This is a genomic window from Paraburkholderia sp. D1E, from assembly GCF_052682275.1.
Genome location: NZ_JBQYMB010000001.1, coordinates 2,670,233 through 2,682,706 on the forward strand (window position 1 = coordinate 2,670,233; position 12,474 = coordinate 2,682,706).

Below are 12,474 nucleotides of genomic sequence, written 5' to 3' on the forward strand. Positions count from 1 at the left end.
ACGAAACGGACGAACCACGCGAACCACGCGAACCACGTGAACACCGGTGCAGGTTCATACCGGCTCCGCATCGTCAGGACCGCGCGCCCAGAAGGCATTGCGGTCGAAGTAGTTTTGCAGGAACTGCCGCAAACGTGGCTGTCCGGCGTCATGAAAAACTTCGCGCGGCTTGCCTTGCACGGCGATGCGCCCCTGGTCGATGAACATCACCTTGTCGGCCACCTGTGCCGCAAAGCCCATTTCGTGCGTGACCACGGCCATTGTCATGCCGTCGCGCGCAAGCTGCTTCATGACCTGAAGCACTTCGCCGACCAGTTCGGGATCGAGCGCCGAGGTCGGCTCGTCGAACAGCATGATGTGCGGCTCCATCGCCAGCGCGCGTGCAATTGCAACGCGCTGCTGTTGACCGCCCGAGAGTTTCGACGGGTAGGCATCGCCTTTGTGTGCGAGGCCGACTGTTTCCAGCATCGCATTGGCGCGGCGGCGTGCTTCTTCACGCGACAGATGGCGCACACGCAGCAGTGATTCCATCACATTGCCGAGCGCCGTCATATGCGGCCACAGATTGAATTGCTGAAATACCATGCCGACGTTGCGCCGCACGCGATTGATCTCGCTTTGCGACGCGCGTACGCGTTTTCCATTGCGCTCGCTATAGCCGAGCAGTTCGCCTTCAATGCGCACGTCGCCCTGATCGTAGGTTTCGAGCGCGGCGAGGCAGCGCAGCAGCGTGCTCTTGCCCGAGCCCGACGGGCCGATGATGCAGACCACTTCGGAACGGGCGATCTCGAGATCGACGCCACGCAGTACTTCGACTTCGCCGAAGCGCTTCTTCAGGTCGCGCACTTCGATCAGCGGCGCGCCGGGCAGCGTAGCGAAGGTAGCAGTGGATGCGGAGGATGGCATGTCGGCGATGGCGTTCATAAGGTGGTCCGGATTTCCGTTCATGCCATGAAGCGCGCGATGCGGGTTTCGGCCCACATGCCCACGCGCGAGGTCAGTTCGACCAGCGCGAGATAGCACACGCACAGCACCAGCAGCGTTTCGACGAAAGCGAAGGTGGCCGAACCGATGCCGGTCAGCACGAACGTGAGCTCGGGCACGGTGACGATCGACAACACCGCGGTTTCCTTGCTCAGCACGATAATCAGATTGGTCAGCGCGGGCACGATCAGGACCAGCATTTGCGGTACCTGAATGCGCAACACGGCTTGCCAGCGGGTGAGTCCGAGACATGACGCCGCTTCGAGATGACCCGGCGGCACCGATTGAAAGCCTGAGCGGAAGGCTTCGGCGAAATACGCGCTGCCATAGAGGCCTAAGCCGAGCACGCCGGCCGTCATCGGTTCGAGCGTGAGGCCGAAGGATGGGCCGCCGTAGTACAGCAAAAACAGTTGCACCAGAAATGGCGTGCCGCGAAATAGCTCGATATAGAAGCGCAAAACGCCGCGCACCCAGCGTCCGCAAAAGAGCTGGAGCACGGCGATCAGAAAGCCGATCAGGATGCCGATTGCCACGCCCGCGGTCCAGGTGCCGAGCGTGGTCGCGAGACCGGCGGCGATCGGCTGCAGATTGTGCGTGATGACGGTGGGGTCGAGCTTTTGCATGGCTTAGTTCAATGTCAAGCTCAGGGCCGGTCAGGCGTGCTGCAAACGGTATTCGGCGGCGTGCGCGACGAGCGCCAGGCTTCCGCAGATCACGAAGTAAATCAGCCCGGCGGCGAGGTAGGCTTCAAGCGGCCGATAGGTGCTGGCAGCAATGTTCTGCGCGGTGCGCGTCAGCTCGGCCACGCCCACCACCGAAATCAGCGACGAAGCCTTGATCAGCAGCACCATTTCATTGACGAGCGAGGGCAGCGTCAAGCGAAACGCCTGCGGCACCAGAATCCGCCGCAGCATATCGAACGGTGAAAGCCCGAGCATGCGCGCGGCTTCGATATGACCCGGCGGAATACTGAGGAAGCCGCCGCGCAGAATCTCGGCGATATAGGCCGCGGAACACAGCGACACGGTGCTCACCGCCGCGACGACGGGCGAGACATTGATTCCGGCGAACGGCAGCAGGTAGTACACCAGCAGCAGTTGCACCAGCATCGGCACGCCGCGAAAGAAGAACACGTAGGCGCCGCCAAACATGCGCGCGGCGCGCTTCGGGGAGAGGCGGGCAGCACACACGCCGATCGCGACGAAGAAACCGATCACGAGACCCGTCAGTGAAATACCGATAGTGGCGAGCGCCGCATGCAGCAGCAGCGGCAAACCCTGAAGGAAGACGGTTGTGCTGAACATAAGCGTCGCACTCGCTAGAACGGGGAGGGCGATGCGGCTCGCCGGAGCGCCCGCATCGCAAACATCAGAAAAGCGTGCTGCAAAACATCAGGCCATCGCTGCGCCAGTGCATCAATAGTTCGGCGCGGGCATCGTGGTCGGCGCATCCATTGCGACACCGAACCACTTTTTCTGCAAGGCCGCGAGACGCCCATCGCTGTGCATTTTCACGAGCGCGGCGTTGAAGGCGTCGGCGAGCGGCTTGCTGTCCGCGTCTTTACGCAGACAGTAGGCAAAGTACACTTTCGCGCCAAACGGCGGCTGTACTACGGCGAAGGCCTCGGGGCGTTGTTTGGCGACGTACGCGATGTTGGTCATCGAGTTCGCGACCGCCGCGATACGGCCGGCGGCGAGATCGGCATAAGCCTGATTGTTGTCGACGTATTCGCGGATTTCAGGCGGCTTCGGCAAGGTAGCAACGTAGGCCTTCAACTGGTCGAGCTGGGCCGAGCCTTTGCCCGCGCCGACAGTCTTGCCGGCGATATCCGACGATTGCTTGACGGAGGCGTCGTTGGCTCGCTTGAGCAGCGCGTCGGTGGCATCCGCGATCGGCAGGGTGTAGGTGTAGCGTTCCATGCGCGCTTTGGTGACCGTCAGCGGGCCGCCCACCATATCGAACTTGCCGGCTTCGAGACCTGGCAGCACACTCGGCCACGGCAAGTCGATGAAGCGCACCTTCACGCCCAATTCCTTGCCGACCTCGGCGAACAGATCCTTGTTAAAACCCGCTTGCTGGCCGTTTTCAAGAAAGTCGAAGGGCGCGAACTGCATTTCGGTACCGACTACCAGTTCGCCTGCTTTCTTCACTTTGGCGAGCTGGTCTTCCGCGTGGGCGGTGACGCTTGCCGCGCACAGCGCCAGCATGACCAAACGACACTTCCAGCCTGCAAGGATGTTCATGGGATTCTCCGGTTGGCAAAGCGGTGTCGCGCGAAAGCGGTTCGTCAGGGAGGCCCTGCGCGAGTCATGCGAGGCAGTATATACCGCAGTTTTCGTGCAAAATAAATAAACCCGCGAGTAGAGAAAAGCCCTTATGTGAAGCCCCATGAAGCAACTTGCGAGTACGCTTTTGGCGGTATATACAACTGGGATGCACGAGGCGCGAGCGCGCTTGTCGCAAGTCATCCGCACGCCTCTTTCGTCAGTTGAATTGGCCGGCTTTTCAGGGAGCAATGCAATGCCCGTGACCCGCATTCCGATCATCGATCTTGCCGGCGTGCGCGCCGGCGACCCGCAGGCTTTGACGCGCGTGGCGCAAGAAATCCGCGAAGCGTGCACGACGATCGGCTTCTTTTACATCGTCAATCACGGTGTGCCGCAAGCGGCAATCGATGCTGCCGAACTGGCGGCGCGCACGTTCTTTGCGTTTCCGGTGGAGACGAAGCGGCGCGCGGCGGTCAATCAACGGCATCGAGGTTTCAACGCGCTCGGCGACGCCACTATGTATCAGGCCAAGCGCCCCGACTACAAGGAGTTCTTCAGCATCGGTCTCGAGTTGCCGGAAGACGATCCCGACGTGCTGGCCGGGCAGGCGCTGCGTGGGTCGAACAACTGGCCGGATTTCATGCCTGAACTGCGGCCGGCGCTTTACGGTTATTACGAGGCAATCGCCGCATGCGGCGCCGATCTGCTGCGGGCGGTCGCGCTGAGCCTTGGCGTCGACGAGCATTTCTTCGCGCCGCGCTATTCGAAGCGGATGCAGCGCACGCAGATGGTCTACTATCCGCCGCAACCGCCCCAGCCGGACGCGGATCAATTCGGTGTCGCGCCACATACCGACTACGGCTGCATTACCTTGCTGTGGCAGGATCAGGTGGGCGGCTTGCAGGTGCGTGAAATCGCCAACGATACATGGGTCGATGCGCCACCGATCGAAGGCAGCTTCGTCGTGAACGTCGGCGATCTGCTGGCGCGCTGGACCAATGACCGCTTCCGCTCCACCTTGCATCGCGTGATCAATGCGTCGGGGCGCGAGCGCTATTCGATCGCGACGTTCTATGATCCCACTTACGGTGCGATGGTCGATCCGCGTGAACTCGGTACGGGCGAAGCCGACCTCAAGTACCAACCGGTCGCCGCGGGCGACTACATCCTCGGGCGGATCAACGATTCGATGGGTTATCGGAAGAAAGCAGCAGTTGAAGGAACGCAAGGAACCACTGCATGACAGATAACAGTTCGGCAAACGGCATGGCGAGCAACGTAAGCGGCAATGCAGGCAGCAGCGCAACCCACAGCGCGGCGCGGCTTTCCGCAACACTTGACGCGTTGCGTGCCGCGCTCGGTGCCGACGCGGTGCGCGTCGGCGAGCAGATCGGCGAACGCGCGATGACCGACTGGACACGCCATGATCCGACGCGTCCTGCTGCGCTGCTTTTGCCGCGCAGCACGGAAGACGTCTCGCGCGCGCTGGCCATTTGCCACGCGGCGCATCAACCGGTGGTGCCGCAGGGCGGCATGACCGGCCTCGCCGGCGGCGCGATTGCGCGCGCCACCGATATCGCGCTGTCGCTCGAGCGGCTCACCGGCGTCGAAGAAATCGACACCGCCTCGGCCACGCTAACCGTATGCGCCGGCACCACCTTGCAAACCGCACAGGAAGCCGCCGCCGAAGCAGGCTTCGAGCTTACCCTCGATCTCGGCGCACGCGGCTCGTGTCAGATCGGCGGCAATCTGGCGACCAACGCGGGCGGCAATCGCGTGATCCAGTCGGGTACCGCGCGCGACCAGGTGCTCGGGCTCGAAGTCGTGCTCGCCAATGGCGACGTGCTGACTTCGCTCGGCAAGATGGTCAAGAACAACACCGGCTACGACCTGAAACACTGGTTCATCGGTTCGGAAGGCACGCTCGGCGTGATCACGCGCGCGGTGCTGCGGCTCCATCCTAAACGCGCGGCGCGCCACACGGCGCTCGTTGCGCTCGACGGTTATGGTGCCGCCGTGAACCTGCTGCGCCGCCTGTCGACGCGTTTTGGCAACGACATCGGCGCGTTCGAGATCATGTGGCCGGACTTCTACGATTTCGGCGTGAAACTGACGGGCACCCGCTCGCCATTCGCCGACTCGCATCCGCTCTATGCACTGATCGAACACGCGAGTTTCGATGCAAGCGACGACGGCGAACGATTCTCCGCCGCACTGACCGAAGCGCTCGATTCAGAAGCGATTCGCGACGCGGTGATCGCGCAATCGGTGGCCGACGTGCGCGCTTTATGGGCGATTCGCGAATGCACCGCCGAGTTTCCCGTCCGGCTGGATGCGATCAACTTCGACGTGAGTTTGCCGATCAGCGAGATCGGTGCTTTCGTCGACCGCTGCCGCGCGGCGCTCGATCAGCGCTGGCCGGGCAACGTGTCGTATTTCTTTGGGCATATCGGCGACTCGAATCTGCATGTCACCGTCGACGGTCATTCGATCCCCGGCGTGGATCACCGTTCGGTGTATGCGTTCGTCTATGAGATGCTGGGACCGTTGCACGGTTCGGTGTCGGCGGAACACGGGATCGGTTTGCTCAAGCGCGAGTTCTTGCCGATCTCGCGCTCGCCTGCTGAATTGGCGGCCATGGCCGCCATCAAACATGCGCTGGACCCGCACGGCATTCTGAATCCGGGCAAGCTGTTTTGAGCAGGACGTATCGCGCGAATTACTGCGGTGCGTCCACGGCGTGCGTCAGCAGTTCGCTGGCGTAACGGCGGTACAGCCATGACAGCGAGGCCGCCGCGAACACGATGAACACGGCATTGAACAGCGCCTGAACGATCGCGATGACGGCCACGGCCTGGGTCTGGTGCGCGGCCAGCATTTTGGGGCCGGCGAAGAAAAGGAAAATGGCGCTTAGCACGAAGAGCGGCAGATACGTGACGAAGCCCACGCCGATCATGCTCCACACGTGCCCGCGGCTGTCTTTCCAGGCGGCGCGCAGCGCGAGCCTGCTGCCGAGCGCAATGGACGGATAGAGCAGGATCAGCCGCATGGTGACGAACAGGTAGATCACCAGCATGGGCAGGTAGATCAGGACACCGAGCCGAAAAGCGCGCATGGCGACGTAAGCCAGAGCGGCAAACACCAGCATCGACAGCACGACAGTCAGCGAGACCAGCGCGTAGCGGCCGAGCGGTTTGCCATTGAGCGGCACGAGCGGCTGCACGCCTTCGCCGAGCAGCACGAAGCGGTGGACCTTGATGGTCAGCGTGCCACCCACCACCAGTTGCAGCGCGGTCCAGACGAGCGGCAGCAGCCCCTGGCCGAGATGCGCGATTGCGTCGACACCCTCGGCGGCCGTGGTGGCCGGGTGTGGGCGGGCCAGCAGCGACGTGCAGGCCAGTACCGCGCAAACGCCCAGGAACAGCCAGGGCATCTGCGTAACGGCTTGCCACGAACTGATCCATCCTTTCTTGACGCAGGCCCCGAAGGTCAACTGTTCCATAGTTTTTAGTGAAATCGCTTTGACGTGTGAAGCCCCTCAGCTAGGCGTATATCGAAGGAGGGGGCCAATTCTGTTTTTCAAGGCAATGTGGACGGCATGAGACGTATTTGCCGGACACGCTCTGGCCGCTTCGTCAATGCGTTGCGACGGAGTCCAATCCGGTCGATGTGACCTCGGGTTGCGCGGCGGGTGAGGCGAGGTAGTCAAGCAGCGCCTTGGCCTCTTTCGGATGCTCCGCGTTCACAGGGATGCCCGCGGCAAATCGCGTGACGGATTGCACCGACTCCGGGATCTTTCCAACGAAGGTCACGCCCGGCACCGGCAGCAACTCGCTGATCTGCTGGAATCCCACCTCGTAATCGCCATTGGCGACCACCGACGCGACCGGGATCTTCGGAACCATCTTCGCTTTGGCTTTCACCTGATCCTCGATGCCGAGCTTACTGAAGAGCTCGCGCTCGATATAGACACCGCTTGCGCTGTCCGAGTAAGCGATCGATCGGGCATGCAGCAAGGTTTCTTTCAGCGCATCGACCGAGCTGATATCCGGTTTCGGCGCACCGCTGCGCACGACCATGCCGATGCGGGAATCGGCAAGCTCGACACGCGATCCGGGAATCACCTTGCCTTGCTTGATCAGATCGTCGAGCGCGTAGCCGACCATGATGACCACGTCCGCGTGCTCGCCGCGTTCGAGGCGGTTCGGAATGGCTTCCGGCGATTTGCCCATCGAGGGCCCGAGGATGGTGTCGAGCGTATTGCCGGTCGACGTCGCGAACCTGGGACCGAGCAGTTTGTAAGCGGCGGTGAAGCCGCCCGAACTCATCACGTGAAGTTCTGCCGCCTGGACGTTTGCGGATGCAACGGTGCTGGCCAGCAGCCCAGCGCTCAATATGGTCAGAAAGAAGGTTTTCATCCGAATAAGCGTGGCAGTCTGATGGGATAAGGGCGTGATGGGCTCACGAGGCCGGGCGCGTCGACCGTAAGCGCAGCAACCCGCCCCTATATACCATACCTCGACCGGCGCTGGAACAGCCAGCGGCGCGCAACCCGTGCACGCGCCTGCCGGTTTTCCGATCCTATGGCGACGTCGCGTTCAACCATGTCAATGCGCATTCAGATACCGCGCAATCACCGGATAGACATCCACCGCCGCGTCTTTGCCGAAGATGCAGTCAACGTGGCCGTAGCCCGGAATCAGATGCCGCTCGTAAGGCTGCTCGGGGAAGTGCTCGACCAGCATGTCGTACGTGAGCTGGGTACTCTTCGGCAGATAGGTTTCGTTTTTTTCGCCGTGAATGAAGCCGATCGGCAGACGCATGCCCTCCAGACCTTTCATACCATCCGTGCCCCTCAGGTAAACATCCTCGCCCTGGGCATTGACGACCTTACCCGCTCGTACCATGGCGGCCAGATGCTTGAACACCTCGATGTCGTGGACGCCGAACAATTCCTGCAGATTCGAATGAAGCGTCTCGTTCAATTGCCCATGTTCGTAGAGCAGGCCGTAGAGGAAGGTCGCCCGGTGGCAGATTGGGCTGCCGCAACCCTGTTTGTGATTGAGCGGGTAGAGCCGCAGCGCTTCATCGAGCAGGTTCTGGGGCCACGACCTGTGCTCCGTAAATGCGGTCAGGTCGAGTACGCCGAGATGCCCCATGATGTCCGGCACGTGCAACCCGCACTTGATCTTTTCCAGCGTGCCCGGCACCGGGTGTGCCGAGACCTGCGAGATGACTGCCGAGCGCACGCCCTTGAGGCCGTATAGCAGCGACATGGTCAACGCCATCCCACCCATGCAATGCCCCAGCGCCTGAATATCCGGTACGCCGGTCAACTCCCGCACTTTGGCGACCGCGCCCGGAATGTCCTCGCGAGCAACCTTGTCGACATTGGTCGGCACCAGCACGCTGGGCATTTCGATGCTGACGCGCAGATCGACAAGCCATACGTCGTAGCCGGCCGCATAGAGAAATTCCACCAGGTTGGTTGCGATCAGATCGGTGGAAAAGATCCGGCTCGATACGCCGGAGCCGTGAACCAGCAGCACGGGGTGCAGCGGTTTGTCGGGCGAACCGGCGTAGCGCGTGAGTCGGAGTGTGGTCCCGTCGGGCGTGTCGAAGAAGACTACTTGCGGCACGGGCGCGCGCAGCGCACGCTTCAGACGCGGCGGCGCCTTCGGATCATAAAACTGCAGAGGCGCGGCCACGCCGCCATATTCGGTGAACAGCACGCCCGCGAAAAACTTGCCGAACTTCAGGGTCCATTCAAGGCGCGTTGTCAGATCGGGCGTGTTGGTGACTTCAAGCGTGCGTTGCTGTTTGAGGAAATTCTCCGGCGTGATGATCAGCGTTGCTTTGCCGATTATCAACGCATCCGCTTGCGCCGACTCGCGGATTTCGGCGTAGAGCGTGTTGGTCTGCTCCCACAGATTGATCGGCGACGTACGCGTGATGATCTTCTGTCCGCTCAGATAATACGTTCTGCCTTCAGTGGAATTGAGCGTCATGTGGTAATTCATGTTGCGCTCGTCCACGTCCGATTCATTGACCACGAACAGATTGAAGGTGCCGTTGGTGATCGTCATGGGTTGCGCGGAGAGCGCGGGGCAAGTCAGCGTGCCGGTGGTATGCGCCAGATGTTGCGGATTGCTGAGCATATCGGCCAGATCGTCCGATTCGACGGTCAGCGTGAATTCAATCGGACTGGTGGCGTCGCCCACGACGGCCGGTGTATAGGTGCCGATCATCGTTTCGGTGAAGTGCAGGCCGATCTTTTGCTGTGGGGGCGTAGCAGTCGTGCCTTTGGATAAGTAGTCGATGTTCCAGCCTCGCGCGTTTGCGAGCAGCGCGCAATTGCGTTCCGCAAGCGCTGAAATCGTCAGCAACGGATTGACACCGAGCGACATCGGCATGACCGCGCCATCCATCACATACAGGCCGTCGTGCACCGCATTACCCATCGTGCCGCTGAAAACGCGTCCCTGCTGGTCGACGACGCCGCGCTCCGCATCTTCGCCCATCCCGCAGCCGCCGAGCGGATGCACGGTGACGGTACGGTTCTTGAACAAGTTGGTTGAAATCGGGTTACGCACGTATTTGCCGCCCAGCGGTGCCTGCGACTTCTCGAGCGTTTGTTCGACGATGCTGTAGATCGGCTGCTTGCCGGCGTTCGGCCAGTCGATGCGCGCTCTGCCTTTGTCGTTCACGCTGATCTGGCCGCTTTCGTCGTCATGCGCCATGACCAGATAGGCTTGCGTGTGGTTGAGGGCGCCGTGATAGGGGCCGCGCAGGAAGCTTTCGATCACACGCGCGTCGTAGCCGAGCGGCTCCCCGGCCGGGTGCGGCGCGGGAATGTCGACGCCTTCGAGCGGCGCGGCGCCACCGAGCAGGGCCACCATCGCCGCGCCGATCGGCCCGGCGAGCGAACCTTCTTCAATCACGAAGCCGTCTTTCACGTCCGGGGTGTTGCGGTGGTCGATGATGCCGGTAATGGTTGGCCCGACCGGCGGAATGTCGCCCTTCCGGTGCGCACCCCAGCCGACGCCGTTGATTACCTCTTCGGTGTTGTACGCGAAGGCCAGGACATCGCCGTTCCCGGTGAAGTGTTTGCCGAGCATGGTCGAAACGGTCAGCCCCGCCTCACGCGAGCGCAACAGCAGAGCGCTCGAACCGATCGTGCCGGCCGACACGATGACGATATCGGCGCTCACGAACAGATCAGGCGCGTCATAACTCTCGCGGCCGAGCTTGACCTCCTGAAAGCGCACGATCCATTTTTGCGTGGCTGCGTCGCGCAACACCGAATGCACTGCTGTGCCTGTGAAAATATGTGCGCCGTGCGCGACCGCATCGGGCAGATAGTTCATGTGCGTCGAATTCTTCGCGTCGTAGTTGCAACCCGAGTTGCAATCGCCGCAGCCGACGCAGGCCTTCTGCTCGACACCTGCCGCGTTGATGCAGTCCTTGAAGGTGACGGTGACCGGCGGCGGGTAAAAACGATCTTCCATACCGAGCGCCTGCGCGGATTTTTTGAGCGCCTGCAGTTTCGGCAACCGCAGGAAATCGCCCGACACCGGCGACGGTTGCAGCATGGCGCGGGCAAGTTCATAACCCTTGTCGCGTCCCGCCTTGTCGGCGCGCAGCGCCGCGGGCCAACGGTCGTCCTCCCATAACCGCGGTTCGGCTTCGAGCGCGACGTTCGCGTTGATCAGCGACGTGCCGCCCAGCCCGCACCCCACCACTGCATTCACATCTTCATTCACGTGCACTTCGAGCAGCGCGAGCGGCGTGCCGATTTGCGCGAGGGCGGTGTTGTATTGCATCTGCGCGGCGCCTTCGAGCGGCGTGCGTGGATAGTCGCCGGCCATGAATTCGCGCCCACGTTCCAGCACGCACACGCTTTGGCCGGCGCGCGCCATACGGCTCGCGGCAATCGCACCGCCGTAACCCGAACCCACGACCACCACCTCGTAATGCGATTGCATCGCCGTCAGGGCGCTTGATAAGCGGTTCATTAAGACCACCTCGTCAGGAATGGGATGCCGGGTGGGGGAACCCGGACTTCGGAAGGAAGACGGTGTGCGGCTAAGGCTTTTTTATCGTAGGCGGTGCGCGATGACAAAAAAAGGCGCATCGTACGTGGCGCGCGGGGCATGCGTGCAGGGTGCCCGACTTCCTGAAGGGAAAGGAGCCGCCGCCGGCCCACGCCACTGTGTGCACGCGCTATTACGCGGCTACTTCATTCATTTCGCTGTCGCTCGATTCGGCGGCGAGCAGGTTCAACGCAAGCAGAATCGCCGCGCGATTGTCGATGTCGATCTCGATGCCGAGCACGTCGGTCAGCCAGCGGCCGATCTTGGTATTGGAAAATTCGTCGGCGCCGGCCGTCTTTTTCATGGTGACGCCAAGTTTGACGGCGCGATAGTGATACGAGGGCACACGATGCTGAGCAGCGACTGCCGACAGGCCGCCTTTCCCTTCCGAGCACCAGCCGAGGCTGCCGGCCAGCACGATGCGCTCCGGCTCGTCGAGGCTGTCGATAAAGGCGCGCGCCGCGAGCCGCACGCGTTGTTCGTCGAGACCGTACTGCAGCAACACGCTTTCGACGGGGTCTTCCAGCGCTTGCGCGTGCAAATCGATTTCCTGTGCCATGCCTTCGTTTTCCATCGACACGTTGCGTTGATGGCAGGCGCTGCGCAGGCAGTCGATCAGGTAACGGCGAAAATACGCGCACAGTGCGTAGCCGTTGGACGGCGCGCTGTCGGCGCAGGCATTGGTTTCCGTGTGGCCGGGCGCGAGGCGCAGTACTTTCGAGTAGATGAACTGCGCGACCAGTTCTTCCTTGTCGTCGCCGAGCGCCTGCAATTCAAGTGGGTGATAGGTGCGCAGCGCCCGTTTGACCAGATCGACCATCGACACCATTTCGTCGGCGGACAACTGGGTACGCCGACGCCACAGGTCGGGCAGGATCGCATCGTCGAGATTGCGGACGAACGCGTGGCTCGGAACTGCGCCCATGAAAACCTCCATAAGGGGTAAGACCAGGAGCGCGGGAGCCTCGACTGCAGGCAAAGAAGGGGGGGGTGGAGCTTTTAAGCCGCGCTGGAATGTGAAGCCAGTATGGTTGCCGGCGGCGGCTTCGCCTATATGGATTAAGTGGTAGCTGATGGGTAAACTGTCGGGTAAACCATCCGCGCGTCCGTCCGTTTGCCGTTTGAAAACC

10 protein-coding genes are annotated in these 12,474 nt (G+C 61.9%); 2 read left to right on the forward strand and 8 right to left on the reverse strand.

Going from position 1 to position 12,474, the window contains the following annotated elements:
* Positions 1-54: 54 nt before the first annotated feature.
* From ACUN0E_RS12110 to ACUN0E_RS12125, 4 genes are all read right to left on the reverse strand, one after another.
* Positions 55-924 carry an amino acid ABC transporter ATP-binding protein gene (locus tag ACUN0E_RS12110; protein WP_408230038.1) on the reverse strand — a complete coding sequence of 290 codons (870 nt, stop codon included), beginning with the start codon at positions 922-924 and terminating at the stop codon, positions 55-57.
* Positions 925-944: 20 nt separating this feature from the next.
* Complete coding sequence (locus ACUN0E_RS12115; RefSeq protein WP_408230041.1) at positions 945-1,607, reverse strand: amino acid ABC transporter permease; 663 nt, start codon at positions 1,605-1,607, stop codon at positions 945-947.
* Positions 1,608-1,637: 30 nt separating this feature from the next.
* On the reverse strand, positions 1,638-2,288 hold the full coding sequence (locus tag ACUN0E_RS12120) for an amino acid ABC transporter permease (RefSeq protein WP_408230044.1): 651 nt from the start codon (positions 2,286-2,288) through the stop codon (positions 1,638-1,640).
* A gap of 111 nt (positions 2,289-2,399) precedes the next feature.
* The gene (locus ACUN0E_RS12125) at positions 2,400-3,227 is read right to left on the reverse strand and encodes a transporter substrate-binding domain-containing protein (RefSeq protein ID WP_408230047.1); all 828 of its coding nucleotides are present in this window, start codon (positions 3,225-3,227) and stop codon (positions 2,400-2,402) included.
* A gap of 277 nt (positions 3,228-3,504) precedes the next feature.
* Between ACUN0E_RS12125 and ACUN0E_RS12130 the strand changes: the two genes are divergently transcribed.
* Both ACUN0E_RS12130 and ACUN0E_RS12135 read left to right on the forward strand, forming a co-directional pair.
* Positions 3,505-4,494, forward strand: a complete 990-nt coding sequence (locus tag ACUN0E_RS12130) for an isopenicillin N synthase family dioxygenase (protein WP_408339656.1) — start codon at positions 3,505-3,507, stop codon at positions 4,492-4,494.
* A gap of 23 nt (positions 4,495-4,517) precedes the next feature.
* A complete protein-coding gene (locus ACUN0E_RS12135) occupies positions 4,518-5,951 on the forward strand; it encodes an FAD-binding oxidoreductase (protein WP_408510682.1) in 1,434 nt (477 codons plus the stop codon).
* Between the two features lie 19 nt (positions 5,952-5,970).
* On the opposite strand, the gene ACUN0E_RS12140 is transcribed toward ACUN0E_RS12135, so the two are convergent.
* The 4 genes from ACUN0E_RS12140 to ACUN0E_RS12155 form a co-directional block, all read right to left on the reverse strand.
* The gene (locus ACUN0E_RS12140; RefSeq protein WP_445566722.1) at positions 5,971-6,753 is read right to left on the reverse strand and encodes a hypothetical protein; all 783 of its coding nucleotides are present in this window, start codon (positions 6,751-6,753) and stop codon (positions 5,971-5,973) included.
* 133 nt (positions 6,754-6,886) lie between these two features.
* The gene (locus ACUN0E_RS12145; protein WP_445566723.1) at positions 6,887-7,669 is read right to left on the reverse strand and encodes a substrate-binding domain-containing protein; all 783 of its coding nucleotides are present in this window, start codon (positions 7,667-7,669) and stop codon (positions 6,887-6,889) included.
* Between the two features lie 189 nt (positions 7,670-7,858).
* Positions 7,859-11,266, reverse strand: coding sequence for an alpha/beta fold hydrolase (locus ACUN0E_RS12150; protein ID WP_445566724.1), 3,408 nt, complete (start codon positions 11,264-11,266; stop codon positions 7,859-7,861).
* A gap of 211 nt (positions 11,267-11,477) precedes the next feature.
* Positions 11,478-12,269 carry a hypothetical protein gene (locus ACUN0E_RS12155; protein ID WP_408230062.1) on the reverse strand — a complete coding sequence of 264 codons (792 nt, stop codon included), beginning with the start codon at positions 12,267-12,269 and terminating at the stop codon, positions 11,478-11,480.
* Between the last annotated feature and the right edge of the window lie 205 nt (positions 12,270-12,474).